Annotated in this window: 22 protein-coding genes; 10 read left to right on the forward strand and 12 right to left on the reverse strand. The window is 72.0% G+C overall.

Annotated elements, in window-relative coordinates; genetic code table 11:
- Positions 1-11: 11 nt before the first annotated feature.
- A complete protein-coding gene (locus AC3IYJ_RS24775) occupies positions 12-437 on the forward strand; it encodes a hypothetical protein (protein ID WP_489396946.1) in 426 nt (141 codons plus the stop codon).
- Positions 438-473: 36 nt separating this feature from the next.
- On the opposite strand, the gene AC3IYJ_RS24780 is transcribed toward AC3IYJ_RS24775, so the two are convergent.
- The 3 genes from AC3IYJ_RS24780 to AC3IYJ_RS24790 form a co-directional block, all read right to left on the reverse strand.
- A complete protein-coding gene (locus AC3IYJ_RS24780) occupies positions 474-836 on the reverse strand; it encodes a hypothetical protein (RefSeq protein WP_489396947.1) in 363 nt (120 codons plus the stop codon).
- 266 nt (positions 837-1,102) lie between these two features.
- The gene (locus AC3IYJ_RS24785; protein WP_489396948.1) at positions 1,103-1,495 is read right to left on the reverse strand and encodes an SCO4983 family protein; all 393 of its coding nucleotides are present in this window, start codon (positions 1,493-1,495) and stop codon (positions 1,103-1,105) included.
- A gap of 100 nt (positions 1,496-1,595) precedes the next feature.
- Entirely contained in the window at positions 1,596-2,807 is a 1,212-nt protein-coding gene (locus AC3IYJ_RS24790; protein ID WP_215033672.1) for a pyridoxal phosphate-dependent aminotransferase, read from the reverse strand.
- Between the two features lie 269 nt (positions 2,808-3,076).
- Between AC3IYJ_RS24790 and AC3IYJ_RS24795 the strand changes: the two genes are divergently transcribed.
- Both AC3IYJ_RS24795 and AC3IYJ_RS24800 read left to right on the forward strand, forming a co-directional pair.
- Complete coding sequence (locus AC3IYJ_RS24795) at positions 3,077-3,499, forward strand: hypothetical protein (RefSeq protein WP_489396949.1); 423 nt, start codon at positions 3,077-3,079, stop codon at positions 3,497-3,499.
- 86 nt (positions 3,500-3,585) lie between these two features.
- A complete protein-coding gene (locus tag AC3IYJ_RS24800; RefSeq protein WP_489396950.1) occupies positions 3,586-3,819 on the forward strand; it encodes a hypothetical protein in 234 nt (77 codons plus the stop codon).
- Positions 3,820-3,825: 6 nt separating this feature from the next.
- Here AC3IYJ_RS24800 and AC3IYJ_RS24805 read toward each other — a convergent pair whose 3' ends face one another.
- On the reverse strand, positions 3,826-4,041 hold the full coding sequence (locus AC3IYJ_RS24805) for a hypothetical protein (RefSeq protein ID WP_489396951.1): 216 nt from the start codon (positions 4,039-4,041) through the stop codon (positions 3,826-3,828).
- Between the two features lie 146 nt (positions 4,042-4,187).
- Here AC3IYJ_RS24805 and AC3IYJ_RS24810 point away from each other — a divergent pair, with 146 nt between their 5' ends.
- Both AC3IYJ_RS24810 and AC3IYJ_RS24815 read left to right on the forward strand, forming a co-directional pair.
- Entirely contained in the window at positions 4,188-8,240 is a 4,053-nt protein-coding gene (locus tag AC3IYJ_RS24810; RefSeq protein WP_489396952.1) for a polymorphic toxin type 33 domain-containing protein, read from the forward strand.
- On the forward strand, positions 8,237-8,671 hold the full coding sequence (locus AC3IYJ_RS24815; protein ID WP_489396953.1) for a DUF4279 domain-containing protein: 435 nt from the start codon (positions 8,237-8,239) through the stop codon (positions 8,669-8,671). Before AC3IYJ_RS24810 ends, AC3IYJ_RS24815 begins: the two co-directional genes overlap by 4 nt.
- A 96-nt stretch (positions 8,672-8,767) precedes the next feature.
- Here the strand turns inward: AC3IYJ_RS24815 and AC3IYJ_RS24820 are convergent, their stop codons facing one another.
- Both AC3IYJ_RS24820 and AC3IYJ_RS24825 read right to left on the reverse strand, forming a co-directional pair.
- Entirely contained in the window at positions 8,768-9,007 is a 240-nt protein-coding gene (locus AC3IYJ_RS24820; protein WP_489396954.1) for a DUF977 family protein, read from the reverse strand.
- Between the two features lie 2 nt (positions 9,008-9,009).
- Positions 9,010-10,221 (reverse strand): PTS transporter subunit EIIC, encoded by a 1,212-nt coding sequence (locus AC3IYJ_RS24825; RefSeq protein WP_489402914.1) that lies wholly within the window; start codon positions 10,219-10,221, stop codon positions 9,010-9,012.
- 310 nt (positions 10,222-10,531) lie between these two features.
- Here AC3IYJ_RS24825 and AC3IYJ_RS24830 point away from each other — a divergent pair, with 310 nt between their 5' ends.
- Both AC3IYJ_RS24830 and AC3IYJ_RS24835 read left to right on the forward strand, forming a co-directional pair.
- A complete protein-coding gene (locus AC3IYJ_RS24830; protein WP_489396955.1) occupies positions 10,532-11,008 on the forward strand; it encodes a macro domain-containing protein in 477 nt (158 codons plus the stop codon).
- A 245-nt stretch (positions 11,009-11,253) separates the two neighbouring features.
- Positions 11,254-11,670 carry a lipocalin/fatty-acid binding family protein gene (locus AC3IYJ_RS24835; protein WP_489396956.1) on the forward strand — a complete coding sequence of 139 codons (417 nt, stop codon included), beginning with the start codon at positions 11,254-11,256 and terminating at the stop codon, positions 11,668-11,670.
- 75 nt (positions 11,671-11,745) lie between these two features.
- On the opposite strand, the gene AC3IYJ_RS24840 is transcribed toward AC3IYJ_RS24835, so the two are convergent.
- From AC3IYJ_RS24840 to AC3IYJ_RS24855, 4 genes are all read right to left on the reverse strand, one after another.
- Positions 11,746-11,937, reverse strand: a complete 192-nt coding sequence (locus AC3IYJ_RS24840; protein ID WP_489396957.1) for a hypothetical protein — start codon at positions 11,935-11,937, stop codon at positions 11,746-11,748.
- Positions 11,938-12,015: 78 nt separating this feature from the next.
- On the reverse strand, positions 12,016-13,026 hold the full coding sequence (locus tag AC3IYJ_RS24845) for a YdcF family protein (protein ID WP_489396958.1): 1,011 nt from the start codon (positions 13,024-13,026) through the stop codon (positions 12,016-12,018).
- 31 nt (positions 13,027-13,057) lie between these two features.
- The gene (locus AC3IYJ_RS24850; RefSeq protein WP_489396959.1) at positions 13,058-14,638 is read right to left on the reverse strand and encodes an N-acyl-D-amino-acid deacylase family protein; all 1,581 of its coding nucleotides are present in this window, start codon (positions 14,636-14,638) and stop codon (positions 13,058-13,060) included.
- A gap of 4 nt (positions 14,639-14,642) precedes the next feature.
- Entirely contained in the window at positions 14,643-15,935 is a 1,293-nt protein-coding gene (locus tag AC3IYJ_RS24855) for an amino acid deaminase (RefSeq protein WP_489396960.1), read from the reverse strand.
- A gap of 208 nt (positions 15,936-16,143) precedes the next feature.
- Between AC3IYJ_RS24855 and AC3IYJ_RS24860 the strand changes: the two genes are divergently transcribed.
- The 3 genes from AC3IYJ_RS24860 (at position 16,144) to AC3IYJ_RS24870 (ending at position 19,224) form a co-directional block, all read left to right on the forward strand.
- Positions 16,144-16,908, forward strand: a complete 765-nt coding sequence (locus AC3IYJ_RS24860) for an IclR family transcriptional regulator (RefSeq protein ID WP_489396961.1) — start codon at positions 16,144-16,146, stop codon at positions 16,906-16,908.
- Positions 16,905-17,324, forward strand: a complete 420-nt coding sequence (locus AC3IYJ_RS24865; protein ID WP_489396962.1) for a RidA family protein — start codon at positions 16,905-16,907, stop codon at positions 17,322-17,324. The genes AC3IYJ_RS24860 and AC3IYJ_RS24865 overlap by 4 nt, the downstream gene beginning before the upstream one ends.
- Positions 17,325-17,403: 79 nt before the next feature.
- Entirely contained in the window at positions 17,404-19,224 is a 1,821-nt protein-coding gene (locus tag AC3IYJ_RS24870) for a serine/threonine-protein kinase (RefSeq protein WP_489396963.1), read from the forward strand.
- A 108-nt stretch (positions 19,225-19,332) separates the two neighbouring features.
- Here AC3IYJ_RS24870 and AC3IYJ_RS24875 read toward each other — a convergent pair whose 3' ends face one another.
- Both AC3IYJ_RS24875 and AC3IYJ_RS24880 read right to left on the reverse strand, forming a co-directional pair.
- Positions 19,333-20,670 (reverse strand): M14 family metallopeptidase, encoded by a 1,338-nt coding sequence (locus AC3IYJ_RS24875; protein ID WP_489396964.1) that lies wholly within the window; start codon positions 20,668-20,670, stop codon positions 19,333-19,335.
- A 170-nt stretch (positions 20,671-20,840) separates the two neighbouring features.
- Positions 20,841-22,538, reverse strand: a complete 1,698-nt coding sequence (locus AC3IYJ_RS24880; RefSeq protein WP_489396965.1) for a chitinase — start codon at positions 22,536-22,538, stop codon at positions 20,841-20,843.
- Positions 22,539-22,646: the final 108 nt, after the last annotated feature.

Consider the following 22,646-nt stretch of genomic DNA (forward strand, 5'->3'; position numbering starts at 1 on the left):
AGGATCGTGCCATGGCCGTGAGCGCGTTGAAATGGCAGGGCTGGCTGGTGGCCCTGGTGTGTGTGGCGGGAATGCTGGTGTTCGCCCCGCTGGGGTTGTACGTGTGGGCCGGGGGCGTGCCGGCACCGCGGGCCGCTTCGGCGGCGCGGGAGGACGTCCGGATCACCGACTGCCGAATCGATCCGGCAAGCCGCCGTATCGCGGCCTCGGTGGAGGCGGTGAACCGCTTCCCGGGGGCGGGGGCCTACGTGGTCACCGTGGAGTTCCGCGAGAAGGAGACCCGGGCTCCGGGCGACCGCTGGGCCCAGGCCCTGGTCAAGATCCCGGGCGTGGCCCCGGGCGCGACGGAGCACGGGGACTCGCTGGGGCCGGTCTGGCCTCCGGACGCGGTCCCGTGGTGCGGGGTGGCGGCCGCCGAGTTCACGGCGGCTCCGTAGGACGGCCTGCCCGGCGGTTCCCGGGGCTCCGGCGGCTCAGTGGCGGTTGCGGGAGCGCTGCACGAGGAACCAGATGAGCAGGCCCACGAGCACGATGAAGACGATGCCGAGGATGAGGAAGATGATTCCGGCCGCCTTGAAGCCCTTCTTCTTGGACTTCTTGGACTTCTTCGGCTTCCCGGTCGTCGACTCGGAGGCCTTGGCCGGGTGCCCCTGCACGAGCGAGTGCCCGCTGCCGAGCGCGGAGCGCTGCTGCGCAGCCTGCCCCAACTGCTGGGAGTACGAGGCCTGCTGGGCCCGGGGGGCGGCCTGCGCGGCCACCGGCCCGGCGAAGAGCGCGGTCCCGAGCAGCAGGGCCAGGACCACCCCGGTGCGGCGCAACACGTTCGGCTGGTGCATCGTCTGATTCCCCCCGGCAAGGCAGTTGTCAGACATGTTGTACCGGCTGCACAGAAACCCCGCTACCCCTGCAACCTGTCGGGCCCGCGCTTGGGATCCAGCCTCGTCGGCCAAATCCAGCCCCGCCGGCGTTTGAGGCGCGGGGTCTGGGGCGGAGCCCCAGGTCTTTCCCGGTCCGGCCGAGCCGAGGAGAGGCGGGTTGCAGGTCCAGCCCCGCAGGGCAATGGCGCCCGGTCCGGAGCCTCCGCGGCCCCGGACCGGGGCCGTCAGTGGGCGCCGACGAGGTCGAGCGCGGCGGTGTGCGCGTCCATGCGCTCGGCGGCGAGGATCGCGACGGTGGTGTCGGCGCGGGACGCGGCGACGAGCAGGGCGCGGGCGGCGAGGTCGTGGGCCCGCTGGTGCAGCGAGGCGGCGTCCCCGGAGCCCCGGCCGGGGCGGTGGGTCGCACGGGCGGGCTGCGCTCCGCGCAGCCGGGCCACCTGGTGGGCGATGTCCGCGGCGGCCTCTTCGAGCCCCAGCTCGTCGGTGACGGCGAGCAGCGCCGCGAGATGGCCGCCGAGCTGGATGTCCAGCGCTTCGCCGCGGCTGCTGTGGGGGTACTCGGCGGGGCGGCTGCCCATGCGGGGATCGACCGGCTTGGTCCGGATCGGCTCGTACATGAGGTGGCCTCCTGCGTGGTCAGGAGACCATCCTACATTGGATTCGGTCTAAAGTTGAGTTGAATCTTGGTCGACCTGCGCGTCGGGCCGTCCGGGGCCGCTACGGCTGGCTGTAGCCGTCCAGGAAGTTCCCGATCCGGGTCACTGCGTCGGCCAGGTCCTTGGCGTTGGGCAGGGTCACGATCCGGAAGTGATCGGGTTCGGGCCAGTTGAAGCCCGTACCGTGCACGACCATGATCTTTTCCTCGCGCAGCAGGTCGAGGACCATCTGCCGGTCGTCCTTGATCTTGTAGACCGAGGGGTCCAGTTTCGGGAAGAGGTACAGCGCGCCCTTGGGCTTCACGCAGGTGATGCCGGGGATCTGCGTCAGCAGGTCGTACGCCGTGTCGCGCTGCTCCAGGATCCGCCCGCCGGGCAGGACCAGGTCGTTGATCGACTGGCGTCCGCCGAGCGCGGTGGCGATGGCGTGCTGTGAGGGCATGTTCGCGCACAGGCGCATGTTGGCCAGGATCGTCAGGCCCTCGATGTACGACGAGGCGTGCTTCTTGGGCCCGCACACGGCCATCCAGCCGGACCGGTAGCCGGCGACGCGGTAGTTCTTGGAGAGCCCGTTGAAGGTGAGCGTCAGCAGGTCCGGGGCGATCGCGGCGGTGTTCGTGTGGGTGGCGCCGTCGTAGAGGATCCGGTCGTAGATCTCGTCCGAGCACACGATCAGGTTGTGGCGGCGGGCGATGTCCGTGAGCCCACGCAGCATCTCGTCGTCGTAGACGGCGCCGGTCGGGTTGTTCGGGTTGATGATCACGATCGCGCGGGTGCGGTCGGTGACCTTGCGCTCGATGTCGGCGAGGTCCGGCATCCAGTCGGACTGCTCGTCGCACCGGTAGTGGACGGCGGTGCCGCCGGCCAGGCTGACGGAGGCGGTCCACAGCGGATAGTCCGGCGCCGGGACGAGCACCTCGTCGCCGTCGTCGAGCAGCGCCTGCATCGACATCTGGATCAGCTCGGAGACGCCGTTGCCGATGTAGACGTCTTCGACGTCCAGGTCGATGCCCTTGGTCTGGTAGTGCTGCATCACCGCACGGCGCGCGGAGAGCAGCCCCTTCGCGTCCCCGTACCCGTGGGCGTTGCCCAGGTTGCGGAGCATGTCCTCAAGGATCTCCGGCGGGCACTCGAAGCCGAAGGCCGCGGGGTTGCCGGTGTTGAGCTTGAGGATGCGATGACCTGCTGCTTCGAGTCGCATGGCCTCTTCGAGCACGGGGCCGCGGATTTCGTAGCAGACATTGGCGAGTTTCGTTGACTGGATCACCTGCATGACGGGAGCTTACGGGTCCGCGTGCGGGGGCGCTCCGCTATTTGCCCAGGAGCGGCGGGGTGGGCAGCGGACCGAAATGTCCCCTTTCGTGCGAAGGCTGGGTGCGAGCGCCGCACGCCCTTGGAAACCGGGGCCGCCCCCGCGCTCCGGCCTGCGGAATGAGTGGGGGCGGGGGAGGGGGCCGGAACGGTGTTGCGCTCGTCACCCTGTCTGCTCCTAGGGTGTGCGCGGCGCGGGATGGTGATCAAGAAGAGTGGGGGGAGCGGGAGATGGACGATGGGGAAGCGGCCCAGGCCGGCGGAGCCGGGAGCGGGAGCGGGAGCGGGGGCGGTCCGGACGCGGACATCGCCTCGGTACTGCGGTTCGCGACGGAGCTGTGCGCCTGGGTGGCCACGCCCTGGGCCCTGGCCGGCTGGTCGGTGACGGCGGCGGTGGCCTCCGTGGTGCTCCTGATCGGCCTCCCGACGGTTTTCGCCACTCCGGGGGACAAGGCCCAGGTGATGGTCCCGGTCCCGGGGGCGGTGACGATCGCCCTGGTCCTGCTGCAGCTGGCCGCCGCGGTGGCCTCGTCCTGGGCCGCCTGGCCGCTCTGGGCGGCGGTCGTGGTGACCGCGCTCGCGACGGCCTGCCTGGTGACGGAGCGGACGCGGTGGCGCCGCCTGCTGGCGAGTGGCCGGGGCCCGGCGGTCTGAGTAGGCCGCATGAGTACGCGCACTCATGCGGCCCGGCCGGCCCCGGGGGAGGCTGGCCGCCACGAGATCGTTTGAGGGGTGGGGCAGTGGAGTTCACGGTCGGGGACATGGTGATCGAGGCGTTGGGTTCGGACGGGGACGACCGGGCGATCGAGTTCTGGGCCACCGTGCGCGGGGCCGAGCTCCCGGCCGTCTTCGCCATCCACCGCGAGCACGACAAGGACTGGGAATCCGCCTGCCTCACCATCGACCCCTACTCGGGCAGCGTTCCGGTGGTGGCGGTCGAATGGGCGGTGGAGTTCGCCCGCGAGTACCTGTGAGCCGGTTCAGCGGCGGGGCCGGCCGTGCCAGGAGGCGACGGCGAAGGCGATGACGGCGGCGACGATCGCCACCGCCGGGACCGTGCGGTGGCCCGAGGGGGCGCGCAGCAGCAGGGCGGTTCCGCCGACCAGGGCGACCACGGCGACCGCGAGCAGCAGCTTCACCCATGCGGGCAGGACCGTCAGGTCCACGCGCCTCCTGCCGTCCGGCCCGGTCTCCATGTCCGAAGTCTAGGACTGCCGACGGTCGTTGAGGTCTGCCCGATCGGGCAGACGATGCTGCCCCCGGCCCGTCTTCGTACGCCGTTCCCGCCGGCCCGGCCCGTCCCTACGGTGGCTGAGCAACCGAGCTGGGCGGAGGCGTCGTCATGGCGGAGTCGGCCGGTCCCGCACAGCGCCCCGAGACCGGTCCGCAGGACCGGTCCCCGGGACTGCGGCGGCCCGTGGAACCGGAACCCGGGACCGGGCCGGGCGGGACCGAGGCCGCCGGGCGGCCGCGGTCCGCGCTGACTCCGGCAGCCGTCGTCGCCCTGCAGCGGCGTGCGGGCAACGGAGCCGTCCGCGCTTTGCTGGGTGCGACCCGTGGGACCAGCGCGACCGGTGGGACCAGCGCGACCGGTGCGACCGGCGCGACCAGTGGCCCCGTTGTGCAGCGCGAGGCCGATGGCGGCCAGCGGGCCGAGATCACCTCCCGCGCGGACTCCGTGGCCGCCGAGGCGCGGGAGAGCGCCGCCGAGCACGAGGGCGAACCGCCGCCGCAGCCGGATCCCGCCGCGAAGGCCGAGGCCCGTGCCCGGCAGCAGGGCAATTTCGCCCAGCCGGACCGGGTGTCCGGTCCCGCCTCGCAGGTCCGGTCCACCGCGTCGGAGACCAAGACCGAGGCGGCGGCGCCTGCCCAGCCGGTGGTGGCGGAGCGAACCGCGGCCGCGCCCGCCGGGGCCGACGCCGGCCCGGCCGCCACCGCGGCCGCCGCACGGGCCACCGCGGACGCGCAGGCGTCCGCGGAGCAGGCCCGGGCCGCTGCCCTGACCGCGCCCGAGGCGCCGCCGGAGGTGGCGGTCCCGGTCATGACGGAGCCGGTCGACAGCACGGGGGCGCCGCTGCCCGTCGGCCCGGCCGGTGACGCCGCGGCCGCGGCCGTGGCCACCCGGCTCGTCCAGCTCCGCCGGAGCGCCCACGGACTGGCGGTCGACGCCACCGCGCACCGCGCGCGGGCCCTCGGGCTGCGCGGCGCGCTGACCGACGCACGCGGCAGGATCGACGAGGCGGCGGGTTCCATCCAGACGGTGTCGGGACACGTCGCGCACCGGCGTACGGTCGCCGAACAGGCGGCGACGGCGCTCGACAGCTCGAAGGAGACCGCGCAGACCGTCGCGAGCGGTGCCCCCGGCGTCGCCGCCCAGGCGGACGCCGGGCGCGGGCAGACCGGCCCGATGGCCCGGGAATCGGCCGAGCTGGCCGCCAACGCGGCCGGCGCGGCCCCCGAGGACGCCGAGGCCGCGGCCAAGTCCCGGCAGCAGTCCGGCCAGATCACCCAGGTCGGCGAAGACCTCAAGAGCATCGACACCGCGGTCGACGGGACCGGAGCGCGCGCACGGCAGCTGCAGGCGGAGGCCGCGCGGGCACAGGAGGACAACAGCGCCACCGGGACGACGATCGAGGGAACCCGGCAGCAACTGGCCGCGACCGACGGCAAACTCGCCGACCTGACGTCGATGAACGAGGCGGCACGCGGACAGGTCGAGGGACTCGCCGACCAGCCCGATCAGATCGAGGCGGGCGCGGCCGCGCAGCAGGAGCAGGCGGCCGCGGTGACGGCCAACTCCGTACAGCTGGAAGCCCGGCTGCACACCGCGCAGGAGAGCCACCGCTCCGAACTGTCGGGACTGCCCGGCCCGCCGCCGCAGCGCGATCCACGGGTACGGATGGTCTACGAGGCCGGCCCGGAGGGGCTCGCCGCGTTGCGGCGGGCGGGCCGGCCGGCTCCGGTGATCCAGCGCGAGGCGGCGGGCGAGGGCGGGGCCGGTGGCGGTGCCGCCGGCAGCGGAGAGCGGGAGCGGTTCCCCTCGTTCGAGCACGCCGCCGCGTGGATCACCGGCGACGAGCAGACCGCGGCGCAACGGGCCGCCGCACTGGCCGAGGCGGAGCGCCGCAAACAACAGGAACTCGCCCAGATCAACGAGGCCTCCCACGGAGACTTCGCCACGCTCGGGACCGCGGACAAGGCGTCCCTCGCACTGCACCTGACCTTCTCCCGCACCTTCGGCTCGCTCGGACAGACGAACTGGCCCAAGTTCGGACTGGGCATCCTGCGCGGGTTCGTCGACCCGCGGGTATCGCTCGGCGGGGTCGTCCAGGGCCTCGGCATGATCCTCAGCGGCGGCGCGAACCTGCTGAGCCGCGAGCAGTGGCGACGCGATCCCCTGGGCAACCTGCTGAAGTCGGCGGCGGACATCTCCACGGGCGTCACGGTCGTACTCGGCTCCGTCGCCGGGCTCGCGGTGGCCATCATCGCGATCTCCGCGGCGCTGATCCTGGTCTCCTGGGGCACGCTGGCGCCCGTGCTGCTCCCGGTCATCGGCATCTGCAGCACGGTGGCGGCGACGGTCGGCCCGTGGGCGGTCACGGCGGCCGAGGTGGCCCTCGTACTGAACGGGCTCGTCTTCATCAAGAACCTCATCGATGCCGCCACCGCGGCCAAGGCCGCCGATCTCCAACGCGAGTCGATGGCCATGGGCGAGGACGTCAACGCGATGGGCATGATGGCGATGCAGATCGCGGGAGACAAGGTCGGCAAAGCCGTCGGTCCCAGGATCGGCGGCGCGATGGAGGGCGTCCAGGCCAAGCTGGCCGGCTCCGGCACCGCGGTGGGGACCATGCTCGCGGAGAACATGACGAAGATCGGCACGGCGATGACCCCCGGCGGCGGAGCCCCGGAGGCCGGGGCCGCCGCGGAGCCCCCGGGCACGGCGGCCGCGGAGTCCGCCCCACCGTCCGCCCCCGCGGCGGATGCGCCCGGCGCCGCCGACGCCGCCCCGGCGGGCGGTTCCGGCGGCGGTACGGAGCTTCCTGCCTCGGCGGTGGATTCGGCTCCGGCTCCGGCCTCGGCGGTGGAATCGGCCCCGGCCTCGGCTCCGGTGCCCGCGTCGCCTGCGGAAGCCCCGGCACCGGCCCCGGCGCCCGCGCCCGTGGAGGCCCCCGGGCCTTCGGCTGCCGAGCCCCCGGCACAGGGCCCCGCCCCCGTGGAGGGGGTCGCGGCCAATGACAACGCCGTCGCGAACGACAACGCCGTGGCGCCGGAGCCCTTCGAGCCGGCCGAGCTGCCGCCCGAGTTCCAGGGCGGGGAGGCGGCGAACGACAACGCGGGCCACGGCCCGCAGGCCGACGAGCAGGCCCTGCCCCTCACCGGTACGGACGGCGGCGCGCCCGCGAGGCCGAGGTTCACGGTCATCGAAGGCGGCGGCGGAAACCCCGACGCACCCCACGCGATGGCCGGCGGCCACGACGGCCCTTCGGGCGGTACGGGGGGCACCGGGCCCGTGACGGAGTCCGGCTCCGGCACGGGGCCCATGACGGAGAGCGGGTCCGGATCCGGGTCCGGCTCCGGGTCGGGGTCGGGGTCGGGGCCCGTCAACGAGACGGGGCCCGTCAATGAGGGCGGGGCCACCCCCGCGGACGGCGCCGCCGAATCGGGCACCGCGCACGGCGAGGAACTCGAATCCGCAGGGGACCACGACGCGCACGAGCCCGGCACGGCCCCCGGCCAGGAACCCGGCGTACCCCCCGACCGCCCCGTCGGAGACCTGGTCAAACGATCCGAGGCGTACCTGCGCGAACGCGGGATCGACCCGCACGCGCTCAAGGAGGGCCAGGTCGACGGACCCATCTCGCACTACGACATCTACGAGGACCGCGCTGGCAACCTCTGGGCCCAGCGCAAGACCGGCCACTTCGGCTCCGGCAAGGAAAGCGCCGGCTACCTCGGCCGGACCGCAGATTTCGAAGCGCCGGGCGGGGCCTCCGGCCACGAGCCGGGGAGCGGCCTCGACGAACCGTCATCCGCGCACGACGACCCGCATGCCGACACCGACGACCCGTCCATGGGCAACGATGCTCCGGCGCACCACCCGACGACACACGCCGAGATCGAGGCGGAAGTGCTGGCCGACCTCGAGGGCCGGCCGAACACCGACTTCATCGAGAGCTGGGAGCGGACCGGAGTCGACGGGCCGCAGGCCATGTCGGACAACCTCGATCCCGCGCTCGGACCGGGACAGCAGCGCTACTACGTCCACTTCGACGAGACCTTCACCGGACTGAAGCGCCACGTCTCGGTCAACTACGACCCGGAAACAGGGCGGTTCGGTACGATCAAGTTCTCCAGTGACGACCCCTTCGGCGGCGGAAGGCGACGTCGGTGACCGAGCCCGAGCCTGCGTGCCCGTACCGATGGCTGGTCTATCTGGGAGTCCGCAGCAGTGAAGTGACCGCGGAGCAACTGGTCGCGCTGCTGGGCGTGACCGGGGCGCGGACGTCATCGGTCGCCGGGCGCCGGTGGCCCCATCTGTGGCAGCTGGACTCAGGGCTCGCACCCGACGCCGACCTGGACGAGCACCTCGAAGCCCTCGTACGCCGGTGTCACGGGCTCAGTGGGCGGATCAGGACGCTCGTCTCGCGTCCGGACTGCCGTGTGGCCGTCCACGCCGTGCTGACCTTCGCTCCTCGGGGCGAAGACGATTCGCTGCCCGCGATGTGGCTGCCCCCGGACGTGGTGAGGTTCGCGGCCGACTGCGGGATCGGCATCGACATGGACGGCTACCTCGGCGGGCCGGTCGGCCCGGACACCCGCTGATGCCGCCACGCGCTGACGAAGCCCCGCGGCGGGCGCGGCCACCTGTGGGTGGCGCGCCCGCCGCGGGGCTTCGTCGGTGGGAGGGGACGGCAGGCCCTAGGCCGACCCGTTCCTGCCCGCCGGGCCGGTCCGGGTGGTCGCCCCGGACCGGATCCGGAGCAGTCGGCCCTCGGCGTCCAGCTGCTTGAGGTCCCGGTGGATCGTCATCCGGCTGACGCCCAGGTCCCGTACGAGGTCCCCGACCCGTACCCGGCCCCGTTCCCGCGCCACGCCGACGATGAGCTCCCGCCGTTCCTCGCAGGGCATTCCCTGACCGGGAGTGCGCGGCTCGGACACCGTCACTTCGCCTCGGCCTTCAGGATCTCGGCGAGCTCCTCGTCGGACTCGCGGCCCGGGGTGGGCAGGTTCCACTTGGTGATGGCGAAGCGGAAGACGAAGTAGTAGACGACCGCGAAGCAGAGGCCGATGCCGGCCAGGCCCCACGGGTTCGACGCGATGCCGAGGTTGAGGAAGAAGTCGATGGCGCCGGCCGAGAAGCCGAAGCCGTCCTTCATTCCGAGGGACCAGGTCAGGGCCATCGAGACGCCGGTCAGGACCGCGTGGATCGCGTAGAGGACCGGGGCGATGAACATGAAGGTGAACTCGATGGGCTCCGTGATGCCCGTGACGAAGGCGGTGAGGGCGAGGGAGAACATCATGCCGCCGACGACCTTGCGGCGCTCGGGGCGGGCGCAGTGGACGATCGCGAGGCAGGCCGCCGGGAGGGCGAACATCATGATCGGGAAGAAGCCGGTCATGAACTGACCCGCCGTCGGGTCACCGGCGAGGAAGCGGGCGATGTCGCCGTGGGCGCCGTTGTACTCGCCCGCCTGGAACCACGGGAAGGAGTTCAGCAGGTGGTGCATGCCGACGGGGATCAGTGCGCGGTTGGCGACACCGAAGATGCCCGCGCCCACGGCGCCGGAGTTGACCAGCCACTCGCCGAAGCCGTGGATGCCCTTGCCGAGGACCGGCCAGATCAGACCCATGACGATGCCGATGACCAGACCGGCGAGGGAGGACATGATCGGGACGAGGCGGCGGCCGCCGAAGAAGCCCGCCCAGTCCGGCAGCTTGGTCCGGTAGAACTTCTGGTACAGCAGGGCGACGACGATGCCCATGATCACACCGCCGAGGACACCGGCGTTGACGGGTGCCTCGATCAGGGCGACCTTGTGGTCGACGACGGCCTCGATCTTCGGCACGTTGCCGTCGGTGAAGGTGCCCAGCACCTTGGCGAAGACCAGGTAGCCCGCGACGGCCGCGAGGCCGGTGGAGCCGTCGGCCTTCTTCGCGTAGCCGACCGCGATGCCCACCGCGAACAGCAGCGCCAGGTTGTCGAAGATGGCGCCGCCACCGGCGGCCATGTACTTGGCTATCTCGTTGCACCAGCTGGGCAGCGACTTGCTGCCCAGCATGTCGCCCTGACCGAAGCGCATCAGGAGCGCGGCGGCCGGCAGCACCGCGATGGGCAGCATGAGGCTGCGGCCGAGGCGCTGCATGACCGCCATCGCGGTGGAGTTCTTCTTGGCAGACGGGGCCGTCTGCTCGGCTGTACTCACGGTGCTTCCTCCAGAGGAAACGAGGTGTGTTGCCAAGGCAGGGCAGCGCTTGTGTGGGCTGGGCAACAGCGGTGGGAATTGCGCTATTTGCGGCGGGTGTTCCAGTTGTAACACGGTTAAAACCGCATAAACCCGCACCCGGTCAGACTGCGGACCTACTGCCCGCAGGGTGGGGCCGAAAGCCTCGCGGCACGGGTGCCTTCCGGCGTTGTCAGCGGGTCCGGGTACCTTCCGGAGAGGGAAGACGGGGGTGGGGTCGGTGTCGGATCTGAAGATCGTCCGGGGGGACGCGACCAGCCCGCAGTCCAAGGGGTCGAAGATCATCGCGCACGTCTGCAACGACCTCGGGGGCTGGGGGAAGGGCTTCGTCCTCGCGCTCTCGAAACGCTGGAGCGGGCCCGAAGCCGAGTTCCGGGCCTGGCACCGGGGACGCAGCGGCAACGACTTCGCCCTCGGCGCGGTCCAGCTCGTCCAGGTCCTGCCGGACACCTGGGTTGCGAACATGATCGGCCAGCGGGGCATCCGCACGGGCAGCGCGGGCCCGCCCGTCCGCTACGAGGCGATCGACCGCTGCCTGGCCACCCTGGCCACCCGCGCCGCCGAGCTGGACGCATCGGTCCACATGCCCCGCATCGGCTGCGGCCTGGCGGGCGGCAAGTGGTCCCGCGTCGAACCACTGATCAGCGACCGGCTGTGCACGAAGGGCATACCCGTCACGGTCTACGACTTCGACTGACCCGACCCGGAGGCTTCCCGGCGGAGACCGACCTCGCGAGCCTGACGCCCTGACCCGGCGGCTGCGGCCTCACTCCCGCGGATGACGGGAAATCCGGCCGTTTCCGTTCCGGACGAATCGGTGGCGATGAAGCCAATCCGGCAGCACAGGTCATCCCATATACCCGAGTGTCACCATTCGGTTTCCAGCCACCCGGGCCGCGCCCATTTGGCGTCTGACCTGCGGTTTCGGTAGGAGTGGGAGCTATGGCAGCGGACATTCCACATCTCATCGGCAGGTTCGAGCTGACCTCGCCGGAGCACTACGACGCGTACCTCGGCGCGGTCGGCATGGGCCCGGCCCAGCGCGCCCTGGCGGTGAGTGCCGCGCCGGTGGACGAGTTCACGGCGACCGCGACGGGCTATCGGCTGAGGGTGCGGACCGCCCTGCGGACCATCATCCAGGAGTTCGAACTCGGGGTGGGGTTCGGCTGGAAGAACGAGGCCGAGCTCGACGTGAAGACCACCTTCACCGGATCCGGGGACCAGGGGCTAGTGGAGGTGGACCTCCTGGAAGGGGGCGGCGCGATCACCGTCGTGTGGACCCCCGCGCCCCAGGGCATGACGAAGGTCTTCTCCTTCGGCGGGGCCACCTTCACCTGCGCGTACAAGCGCATCGTCTGACCCCGGCGGGGCGGTGCGGCAGGGTCCGGCCCTGCAGGGTCCGCCGCGCACGGCGGACCCCGGCCCGGTCCGTACCTACGGGAGGTAGCGTTCGATCGCTGCGGGGCCTTCCTTCTCCATCATTTCGCGGGCCTTCTGGAGCCGCTCCGGAGTCACGTCCCGGCCGCTCGCCATGACGAGGTCCTCGGGGTCGTACGGGCGCTCGCCGCCCGAGTAGAGCTTGGCCGGGCCCTTGGTCTTGGGCTGCTGGTCCGCTTCACTGTCCATCGCTGCCTCCTCCTGGTGCCCCCTGGCCCCATCCTCCGGCGGCGCCTCCATGAACGCACCTCGGGCCGGGCGCCGGCCTCAGGCGGCGTTGACCGCCAGCGCCGCCGTCAGGGCGACGATCGCGCTGCAGATGCCGAGGTTGACGGTCCGGTGCTCCCAGAACACCGCGACGAACTCGCGGATCGTCGCGCTCGGCCAGAAGTACTTCGCCGTCGGCGAGCCCAGGACCTGCCCGTTCACCCCGGCCTTGCGGGCGGTCATGGCGGCGCGGAAGGCGTGGAAGTTGTTGGTGACCACCACGCAGCGGTAGCCGGGATCGCCGGCGAGCATGATCCCGCGGCTGAATCCGAGGTTCTCCTGCGTCGTGCGGGAACGATCCTCCAGCCGTACGTGGCCCTCCGGCACGCCCTGTGCGATCAGCCAGTCGGCCATCGCCCGCGCCTCGGCGACCTTCTCGTCCGGCCCCTTGCCGCCCGAGGTCAGCAGGAGCGGCACGCGCCCGCCCCGCGCGATCTGGGCGTCGTGGATCTCCATGCCCTTGCGCAGCCGGGAGGCCAGCAGCGGCGGGACGCGGTCGCCGCCGATCAGGCCCGAGCCCAGCATGACCACGTAGTCCACGTCCCCGCGCACCTTGATCCGGCCGTAGAGGTAGGCGTAGGCGAGGAAGCAGAGGAAGAGGAAGGAGACGTACCCGGCGAGGAAGACCACGCCCACCACCACCGCGTCCCACATCTGGGAGCCCTGGTTGCCCATGGTCAGGACGAACGCGATCAGGGCGAAGATCCCCACCCCCGCCGTGAAGGACAGCAGGTTGGCCGGGCGGCGGCCCTCCTTGCGGACCATGGTCAGTCCGTTGCCGATCAGGAAGACGCCCAGCACGACCGTACCGAGCGCGGGGACCAGGAAGACCAGCGCGACGATGATCCCGCCGAGGCCGTGAGGCAGATCGGGCACCAGGGTGAGCACGCCGATCGACACGAATATGAAGGTGAGGCCCAGGTAGACCGCGTTGCGAAAACGCCGGCGGTCGGCCCGGACGCTCACGCCGAAGAGGGCGAGGAAGAGCGCGGCAGGGACAAAGGCGAACATGTCGCTCATCGTAGGCGGCCCGGGTGAACGGTCAGCGGCCGAGATGCGGGGTCCGGCGGATCGCACGCCCGGCCATGACGTCCGTCCTGAGGCCGTTCCGCATCACGAAACGGCCGTCGATCAGGACGTGCGGAATCCCGGTCGGCAGCGCGCGGGGACGCTCGTACGTCGACCCGGCCGCGACAGCCAGCGGATCGAACAGGACGAGGTCCGCGCGGTGGCCCACCCGGACGGTGCCCCGGTCGGGCAGCCGCAGCCGGGCCGCGGGGCGGCCCGACAGGTGCGCGACACACTCCTCCAGGGAGAGAACGCCCAGCTCGCGCACGTAGTGCCCGAGGTAGTGCGGGAAGGTGCCGTACGCCCGGGGGTGCGGCTTCGCCCCCTGCAGGATGCCGTCCGAGCCGCCCGTGTGGACCCGGTGGCGCATGATCGCCCGTACGTTCTCCTCGTGCCCCACGTGCTGCAGGATGCTCGGCCCGAGCCGGTCGTCCAGCAGCAGCCGCCGGGCGGTCTGCCAGTCGGGCAGTCGGGTGCCCACGAGGGCCCCGTACGCCGGATCCGTGGTTCCGGCGATCTCGATCGTCGACCAGTCCACGGGCACCCCGTGACAGCCGTCGGCGCCCTCCACCTCCAGCGCGTACCGGATCCGCTCGGCCTCGCCGTCGTCGCGCAGCCGGGCCAGGACGGCCTCGGGTCCGCCCTCGCCCGCCCAGCTGGGGAGGAGGGCGACGAGGGTGGTGCAGCCGGGGGTGTACGGGTAGCTGTCGAGGCTGATGTCGGCGCCCGAGGCCAGCGCGCGGTCGAGGAGGCCCAGGAGCTCCCCGGCGCGGCCCCGGTTCTCGCCGAAGTTCATCGTGGCGTGCGCGAGGTGCAGCGCGCAGCCGGCCTCGCGGGTCAGCTCGACCATCTCGGCGTAGGCGGCGAGCGCCCCGCGGCCGTAGGAGCGGTGGTGCGGGCAGTAGTAGCCGCCGTACGAGGCCACCACCCGGCACAGCTCCGTCAGTTCGGCGCCGGACGCGTACATGCCGGGGGTGTAGGTGAGCCCGGAGGACATTCCGACGGCGCCCTGCGCGAGGCCCTCGGCGACGAGCGTGCGCATCCGGTCGAGCTCGGCGGGGGTCGCGGGGCGGTCGCCCCAGCCGACGGCGAGGGCGCGGACGGTGCCCTGGGGGACGAGGTAGGCGGCGTTGACGGCGATGCCCTGCGCGTCGAGGCGGTCGAGGTAGCCGCCCACGTCCCGCCAGTCGAAGTCGATGTCCGTGGCCCCGGGCGGCGCGCCGTTCCAGCCGGCGATGGCGGCCCGCACCTCGGTCAGGGTCCGGTCGTCCACGGGGGCGTAGGACAGGCCGTCCTGCCCCAGGACTTCGAGGGTCACGCCCTGCGCGGCCTTCGCGCTGTGGTCCGGATCGCGGAGCAGCGCGAGGTCGCTGTGGGCGTGCATGTCGACGAAGCCGGGGGCCAGGACGAGCCCGTGGGCGTCGAGGGTTTCCCGACCGCCGCCGCGGATCCTTCCCAACTCGGCGATGCGGCCCCCGTGGACGCCGACGTCGGCGGTGTAGGAGGGCCCGCCCGTGCCGTCGACGACGCGGGCCCCTCGGATGACCAGGTCCATGGTTCTAGAAGAACGTCCGGACGTACTCGCCGACCGTGCCGTCGCTCTCCACCACGGGGATCAGCGGCCACTTCTCGAAGATCGTGCACGGGTGGGACATGCCGAGCGCCACCCAGTCGCCGACCTGGAGGTCGTCGGCGGAGTCGGTCTCCACCCAGGCGTGCTGGTCGGAGAGCTTGGTGACGCGGACGGAGCCGGCGGCCGGCGTCCGCTCGATGCCGTTCACCGGGTCGCGGAGCAGCTCCACCTCGGGCAGGCCCAGGTCGTAGGCGATGTCGCGCTTGCCGGCGTTGAGGAACGCCTGGGTGGGGGAGGGGCGGGAAACCACCTGCGCCCAGAGCCGGAACGCGGGGCGCAGGGCGCCCTCCTCCGGGATCCGGTTGAAGGGCGTCAGGCGGGTGTACCAGCCGTGGTCGTGCGAGACGTACGCGCCCGAGCGCAGCAGCTTGAGCACCGGCCGGGACAGCTCCGGGATCTCGGCGAAGACATCGGCGACGGCGTCGAACCAGGCGGAGCCGCCGGCGCTGACCACGATCTCGTCGAGGCCGGCGGGGAACCGCCCGGCCTTGTCGAACTCGACGGCGAGTCCGGTCAGCCGGCGCAGGTACGCGTGCACGGACTCCGGTTCGGCGTCGGGGACTTCGGCCTCGTACCCGGCGATGCCGACCAGGCGCAGGGTGGGGGCCCGGTCCACGGCGTCGGCGACGGCCCGGCAGTCGTCGTCGGTGCGGGCCCCCGTACGGGCGCCTTCGCCGGCGCCGAGTTCGACGACCACGTCGACGACGGCGATGGCGGGCTGCCCCTGGAGGGCCCGGTCCATGAGCTGGACCCCGCGCACGGAGTCCACGTAGCAGACGAACCGGAAGTCGGGGTCGGCGGCGAGCTCGGCGGCGACCCAGCGCAGGGCGGCGGCGTCGACGAGCTCGTTGGCGAGGAAGATCCGCTGGATGCCGAAGGCGCGGTAGACGCGGGCCTGGTGGGGCACGGCGGCGGTGATGCCCCACGCGCCCTGGTCGAGCTGGCGGTGGAACAGCTGGGGGGCCATGCAGGTCTTGCCGTGCGGGGCGAAGGCGAGGCCGTGGCGTTCGGTGTACGCCTTGAGGGCGGCGAGGTTGTGGCTCAGCGCGTCGGAGTCCAGGGTCAGGACGGGGGTGGTGAATCCTCCGGAGAAGAGGTCCCGCCGCTGGGCGGCGAGCTGCCCGACGGTGAGGCCCGAGCGCTCGGCGTCCGGGGGGAGGCCCTTGAACCGGTGGTCGACCGTTTCCTGGGCGAGGGCCTGGACGGGGTCGCTGGGCATGTGCGTGCCTCCCGGGGCGTGGCATGGCATGGCATGGCGTGGCGTGTGCGACGCGCTTGCGTCGCGTGTGTGCGGCGCGTGCACCGGATCCGTTGCGGCCGTGCCTGTTGTGCATGGCGCAACGGTCGTTGCGTGTACCGCTGCATGCTGTCTAACATCCCGGATGACGGCGGGTCAACGGGCCCCGGCGGAACGAGGGGGCGCGGCGTTGAGTCAGTCCGTGGAACGGGCGCTGCGGATCCTGCCCGCCCTGGCCAAGGGCCCCGCCGGGCTAGGCGAGGTCGCCGAGGTGCTCGGCGTGCACAAGAGCACCGCCCTGCGGCTGCTGCGGACCCTGCACGAGCACGGCTTCGTGTACAGGCAGCCGGACGGCCGCTACCGGCTCGGGGCCTCGCTCTTCGCGCTGGCCGCGGAGTCCATCGAGAACCTCGACGTGCGCGACGTCGCGCACCCGCACCTGGTCGAACTCAACCGCGTCACCGGCCACACCGTGCACCTGGCCCTCCACCAGGACGACGAGGTCGTCTACATCGACAAGGTCGACAGCCGCTATCCGGTCCGGATGTACTCGCGCATCGGCCGGCCCGTGCCGCTGACCGTCGCGGCGGTGGCGAAGCTGCTGATCGCCGACCTCCCCGAAGCCGAGCGGACCGCCCTCGCGCACCGGATCGAGTACCCGGCCTACACCCCCCGCTCGACCCCGGACGCCGCCGCGTACCTGCGCGAGCTGGACCTCGTACGGGCTCAGGACTGGGCCACCGATCTGGGTGGCCACGAAGAGGCCCTGAACTGCCTGGCCGCCCCCATCCGGGGACCCGGCGGACGCGTGGTCGCCGCGATGTCCGTCTCCGCACCCGGGGTGGTCGTCTCCGCCGAGGGACTGCTCGAACTGCTCCCGCTCGTCCGGCAGACCGCCGACACCATCGGCCGCGAGTACTCAGGCTCGGGCCCCGCACAGGAAGACCGGCCATGACCGACAAGACCGCCATCACCCCCGCCACCCACACCACGCCCCCCGCGAAGTTCTCGCACGGGGTGCGCAAGGGCAACATCCTCCAGGTCGCCGGCCAGGTCGGCTTCCTCCCCCACGTGGACGGGCAGCCGCCGACCCCCGCCGGTCCCACCTTGCGCGAGCAGACCCTCCAGACGCTGGAGAACGTCCGCTCCGTCCTGGAGGCGGGCGGTGCGAGCTGGGACGACGTGATGATGATCCGCGTGTACCTGACGGACACCGGTCACTTCGGCGAGATGAACGGCATCTACAACACCTACTTCGAGGAGCAGGGCCTCAAGGAGGCCCCGGCCGCCCGCACCACCGTGTACGTGGGCCTGCCGGCCGGGCTGCTGATCGAGATCGACGCCCTCGCGGTCCTGGACTCCCCTGCCTGAGCCCGGGGATGGGTACCCTCTGCGTTGACTTGGGGCGTCGGCGAGGGCTGAATCGCCGCTGATACTGGGATGGTTCCTGATGGGCACAGCGTCAACGGCCGGCTTCTTCCAACCGCTCAAGGCGGACGACCCGGCCGTGGTGGGCGGCTACCGTCTGGCGGCGGTGCTCGGCGCCGGCGGCATGGGCAAGGTGTACCTCTCGTACACGCCCGGCGGCCGGCCCATCGCGATCAAGGTGATCCGGCCCGAGTTCGGCGAGCACCCCGAGTTCCGGCGCCGCTTCCAGCAGGAGGTGCGGGCCGCGGAGCGGGTCCAGGGCCTCTACACGGCGCCGGTCATCGACTCGGACACCGAGGGCCCGCAGCCCTGGCTGGCCACGGCGTACGTGCCCGGTCCCTCGCTCGCGCACGCCGTGGCCCAGCACGGGGGGCTGCCGCCGCGCAGCGTGCTGCTGCTGACCGTCGGGGTCGCCGAGGCACTCCTCGTCATCCACGGCGCGGGCATCGTCCACCGCGACCTGAAGCCCGCCAACGTCCTCCTCGCCTCCGACGGCCCCCGCGTCATCGACTTCGGCATCGCCCGCGCGGCCGACAGCACGGCTCTGACCAGCACCGGCGTCTCCATCGGCACCCCGGCGTTCATGGCGCCCGAACAGGCCTCGGCGGGTACCGTCACCGCGGCCACCGACGTCTTCGCCCTCGGCCAGATCGCGGCCTTCGCGGCCATCGGGGCCTCCGCGTTCGGCGAGGGGCCCTCGCACGCGGTGCTCTACCGGATCGTGCACGAGGACCCCGACCTCAGCGCCCTGCCCGAGGAGCTGCTGCCCGTGGTGACCCGGTGCCTCAGCCGCGATCCGGCCGACCGCCCAGCCCTGACCGAGGTCATCGCGCTGTGCCACGCCGCCGCGGCCGAGCCGCTGCGCCAGGGCGAGGACTGGCTGCCGCGGGCGGTCGTCGGGTCCCTCACCGAGCGGCAGCAGCAGCTGCCCGCGCCGGCCCCCACCCCGCCGCCGCAGCAGCCCGCCCAGGCGCCGACCCCGCCGCCCGTGCCCGCGTACACCCCGACCTCCCTGTCCGACGCGCCCCCGCACCCGGCGCCCACGCATGCCGCCCCGGCGCAGCCCGCGCCGGGTACGGTGCCGCCCGGCTACCGGACGCCGCCACCGCCGCACAACCCGCAGCCGTACGCGCAGCCTTCGTACGCCCAGCCCGCGTACGCGCAGCCCACGCATGCCCAGCCCGCGTATCCGCAGCCCGGGTACGCCCAGCCCTCGTACGCGCCGGGCTTCGCGCAGCCGCCGCAGCCCCGACCCAGGCGGACGGGCCTCATCGTGGCCGGGGTGGTCGTGGCGGCGGTCATCGGGCTCGCGGTCGTCGGGTCCCTGCTGCCGGACTCCGACAAGGGCGATGCGTCCGGGAAGCCGGGCAGCGGGCCGAGCGGGAGCGCCCCGGCGGGCGGAGCGCAGAAGCCGTCCGACCCGCAGCCGGCCACGTACCAGGGCATCGACGTGCCCCAGAACTACCAGGTGATGCTCGCCGACAACCCGCCGCGCCCGGCCGAGGAGCAGAGCGGCGCGGGCGTTCTCTACGGACGCGCGGACCTCTACTACTTCCGGGACACCCTCTTCGGCGACGAGAAGTTCGGCAGCGCCAACGGAAAGCTGGTCCTGCTGAGCAACTCGGAGAAGGGCTCGCTGGAGACCTGCCGCACGGTGACCCGCTTCACCGAGAAGATCGGGCTCGACGAGCTCACGGACGGTTCGCAGGTCTGCGTGCTGAGCAAGGCCGGGCACATCGCGGTGGCGACCTTCCACGGCCGCAAGGGCGGCAAGGAGGAGACCCGGTACATCACCGTCGACCTCACGATCTGGCGCAACGCCGGGGAAGCGAAGAGGTCCTAGCCCCGGCCGTCCGGCCGGACGGCGAAGGGGCGCCCCCCTGGCGGTGGGGCGCCCCGGCTCACGCGGACCGGCCGACGGAGCGGACCGGCCGGCGGAGCAGGTCAGCCGCTACGAGCAGTACTGCGCGGCCTTCCCGATCGAGCGGTACATGCAGTCCGCGTTCTCCAGCAGCTGGAGCACCGCGTCCTTGTTCCGCGAGGTCTCGCGGTCGATGACCTCGTCCGGCGGGTAGAAGCCGCTGCTCCCGGAGTCCGTCGGGTACATCTCGAAGGTGTAGGCGAAGATCTTCTGGTTGCCCCACAGCCAGTCGTCGATCGTCCCGTCCGTGATGTACAGGTCGCTCGACTGCTCCGGCGTGTAGCCGTTGCTGGCCGCCATGCTGGTGCCGATCTTCTTGTACACGGCCTGGTCGTCCGCGGTCATTCCGGGCGCCGTGTCGCTGTACGTCCACCCGAACGGCCACAGCACGAGCTCGCTGTACGTGTGGAAGTCGATGGCGGCCTTGATCTGCTGCTTGCCGCCGACCACGCGGCTGCGTACGAAGTCCGAGACCACCTTGACCTCGGGCGCCGACGCGGCGGACGCACCCCGGTAGGTCTCGGAGCTCTTGCTGGAGCTGGAGCCGCCGCAGCAGCCCCACTTGTAGTCCCAGTTGCGGTTCAGGTCGGTGCCGACGGCCGAGGAGCCCGTGTTCGGCTGGCGGTTCTTGCGCCAGGAGCGGTACGAGCCGCTGGCGATGTCGTACTCGCCGCCGTCCGGGTTGAGGTCCGGGATGATCCACAGTTCGCGGCTGTTGACCATGTTGGTGATGCGCGGGTCGGTGCCGTACTTGGAGCCCCACTCCTTGAGCAGGTACAGGGCCATTTCCACCGTCAGGTGCTCGCGCGCGTGCTGGTGGTGGGTGAAGAGGACCTCGGGCTCGTCCTCGTCGGTCCCGACGTTGTCGCTGATCTTGATGGCGACGATGTCCCGGCCCTGGTACGACTTCCCGATGACCTGCTTGCTCATGATCGAGGGGTACTGGGCGATGCGCTGGTCGATCTCCGCGCTGGCCTCGGCGTAGTTGTGGTAGTTCGAGTCCGCCGAAGGGAAGTCGGCGGCCCCGGTGGCGACGCTGCGGCCCTCCGAGCGGTCCGGTGGTCCGGGCAGGGCGGTCAGCTTGTAGCCGAGCGCGCGCAGGCTTCTGGCCTGGGCGGTGTCGGCGCTGACGACGACCGAGCGGGCGTCCACCTCGTCGATCGAGGCGCCGGTGCGGAGCAGGGCGGTGCGTTCGGCCGCCGTGGCCGGGCCCTGGATCTCGTACTGGACGATCGACTCGTCCTGGGTGGCGGTGGACGGGCTGGGCGGTGGGGCTGCCGTCGCGCTCAGGCCGTAGGCGGGTGCGCCGAGCGCGAGTGCGAGAAGGGCCGCCGTGACGGCGGCCCTTCGGCGGTGGTGGAGCCGCATGCGTTCTCCTGGGTGGGAGTGTGGGGGTAGCCGTGCGGACGCGCACAGCGTGCTCTCATGGCATGTCCGGGTCAAGAATTGGCAGCTTTAATCAGCCACGAACCGTGGCAGCCAAAAATCCCGGTGTCCGGTCACCCCCACACCTACCGCCTGCGGCAGGCCGTGGACCCCTACGGCAGGCCGTGGACCTTCGGGCCCACCGCGTTGGACCAAGCGCTACCCGCCTTGGCGTCCCAGTTGGTCGACCAGGTCATCGCCCCGCGCAGGCCCGGGTACGTCTTGGACGGCTTGAAGCTCCCGCAGCCCGTGCCCCTGGTCAGGCAGTCCAGCGCGTTGTTCACGATGGTCGGGGAGACGTAGCCGCTGCCCGCGCCGCTCGGGGAGGCCGGGACGCCGATGCCCACCTGTGAGGGGTCGAGGCCGCCCTCCAGCTGGATGCAGGCCAGCGCGGTGAGGAAGTCCACCGAGCCCTGGGAGTAGACCTTGCCGTCGCAGCCGTTCATCGCGCCGCTGTTGTAGTACTGCATGTTGACGACGGTCAGGATGTCCTTGACGGCCAGCGCCGTCTTGAAGTAGCCGCCCTGGGTCGACTGCATGTCGATGGTCTGCGGGGCCATGGTCAGGACGAAGGAGGAGCCGGACTTCGAGGCGAGCGAGCGCAGCGCCTGGGTCATGTAGGTGGGGTTCAGGCCGTTCTCCAGGTCGATGTCGATGCCGCTGAAGCCGTACTCCTGCATCAGCGCATACGCGGAGTTCGCCAGGTTGTTCGCGGACGTCGAGTCATTGACCGAGATGGTGCCCTTCTCGCCGCCGATGGAGAGGATGACGGACTTGCCGGCGGTCTTCTTCGCGGCGATGTCGGCCTTGAACTGGGCGACCGTGTAACCGCCGAGGCCGGCCGAGTCGAGGTTGAAGGCGATGGCGCCCGGCGTGCTCGTGGCGTCGGCGAAGGAGACGGCGATGATGTCGTACTGGGAGGACACGTCGGAGATCTTCTGGACGGTCGCGCCGTTGTTGAAGTTCTGCCAGTAGCCCGTCAGTGCGTGCTTGGGAACAGCCGGGTTCGGGTTGCCGCCCCCGCCGCTCGTGGTGGTGCCGGTGACGGCCGCCGCCTTCGTGCCCTCGCCGGCCGCGTTGTACGCGCTCACCTGGAAGGAGTACGAGGTCGACGCGGCGAGCCCGGATATCTGGGCGGAGGTGCCCGAGGTCACGGTCTGGACGCGGACGCCGTCCTGATACACGTAATAGCCGGTGGCGCCGGTGACGGCGTTCCACGAAAGGGTGAGCCCGCTGGAGCTCTGGCCGGAAACCGCGGTGCCGGCCGGGGCGCCCGGGACGGTCGGCGCGGGGTCCGTGCCACCGCCGCCGTCGGGACCGAAGACGCTGAACTCGTCGACCACGTAGGCCGGCTGGCCGTACCAGCCGTGCGTCCAGACGGTCACCTGCGTGGTGCTCGCGCCGGTGGTGAAGGTGGTGGACAGCTTCTGGAAGCCGCCGCCGGTGCCGGGGGTCCAGGTGGAGACGTCCTGGGTGCCGGTCCCGGTCGCGCCGAGGTACACGTACGAGCCGTTGACCTGCTCGCTCAGGGTGTACGTCGAATTCGGCTTGACCGTGACGGTCTGGCTGCACTGGGCGTTGTCCTGGCCCGCCGGGGTGGCCTTGAGGGCGGCGGCGCCCGCGAAGACGGGGGAGGAGACGATCGCGCCGCTGCCGGAGGTGCACGTCCAGTTGGAGAGGCCGGACTCGAAGCCTCCGTTGCGGACGACGTTCACGTCGGCGGCCTGCGCGGTACCGGCGGCGAGCGCGGTGAGGCCGCCGGCGGTCAGGGTGGCGGCGCCCAGGAGGGCGAGGGAGCGTATGCGGTTCACGTGGGCTCCGTGGGGGGAGTGGGGATGTGAGGGACGCGTCAGGGGGCATGTGGGGTGCCCCGCCGCCAAGTTGGTCTAGTCCAATGATCCTGTCAAGGGTGTTTGCAA

Source organism: Streptomyces sp. GL_140, from assembly GCF_057834465.1.

Coding starts and splice junctions, on each gene's coding strand:
- AC3IYJ_RS24875 (WP_489396964.1), bottom strand. CDS start 20,670: ATGCGGCTCCACCACCGCCGAAGGGCCGCCGTCACGGCGGCCCTTCTC.
- AC3IYJ_RS24835 (WP_489396956.1), top strand. CDS start 11,254: ATGGCAGCGGACATTCCACATCTCATCGGCAGGTTCGAGCTGACCTCG.
- AC3IYJ_RS24865 (WP_489396962.1), top strand. CDS start 16,905: ATGACCGACAAGACCGCCATCACCCCCGCCACCCACACCACGCCCCCC.
- AC3IYJ_RS24805 (WP_489396951.1), bottom strand. CDS start 4,041: ATGGAGACCGGGCCGGACGGCAGGAGGCGCGTGGACCTGACGGTCCTG.
- AC3IYJ_RS24780 (WP_489396947.1), bottom strand. CDS start 836: ATGCACCAGCCGAACGTGTTGCGCCGCACCGGGGTGGTCCTGGCCCTG.
- AC3IYJ_RS24825 (WP_489402914.1), bottom strand. CDS start 10,221: ATGGCGGTCATGCAGCGCCTCGGCCGCAGCCTCATGCTGCCCATCGCG.
- AC3IYJ_RS24810 (WP_489396952.1), top strand. CDS start 4,188: ATGGCGGAGTCGGCCGGTCCCGCACAGCGCCCCGAGACCGGTCCGCAG.
- AC3IYJ_RS24870 (WP_489396963.1), top strand. CDS start 17,404: ATGGGCACAGCGTCAACGGCCGGCTTCTTCCAACCGCTCAAGGCGGAC.
- AC3IYJ_RS24775 (WP_489396946.1), top strand. CDS start 12: ATGGCCGTGAGCGCGTTGAAATGGCAGGGCTGGCTGGTGGCCCTGGTG.
- AC3IYJ_RS24785 (WP_489396948.1), bottom strand. CDS start 1,495: ATGTACGAGCCGATCCGGACCAAGCCGGTCGATCCCCGCATGGGCAGC.
- AC3IYJ_RS24855 (WP_489396960.1), bottom strand. CDS start 15,935: ATGCCCAGCGACCCCGTCCAGGCCCTCGCCCAGGAAACGGTCGACCAC.
- AC3IYJ_RS24790 (WP_215033672.1), bottom strand. CDS start 2,807: ATGCAGGTGATCCAGTCAACGAAACTCGCCAATGTCTGCTACGAAATC.
- AC3IYJ_RS24795 (WP_489396949.1), top strand. CDS start 3,077: ATGGACGATGGGGAAGCGGCCCAGGCCGGCGGAGCCGGGAGCGGGAGC.
- AC3IYJ_RS24845 (WP_489396958.1), bottom strand. CDS start 13,026: ATGTTCGCCTTTGTCCCTGCCGCGCTCTTCCTCGCCCTCTTCGGCGTG.
- AC3IYJ_RS24850 (WP_489396959.1), bottom strand. CDS start 14,638: ATGGACCTGGTCATCCGAGGGGCCCGCGTCGTCGACGGCACGGGCGGG.
- AC3IYJ_RS24840 (WP_489396957.1), bottom strand. CDS start 11,937: ATGGACAGTGAAGCGGACCAGCAGCCCAAGACCAAGGGCCCGGCCAAG.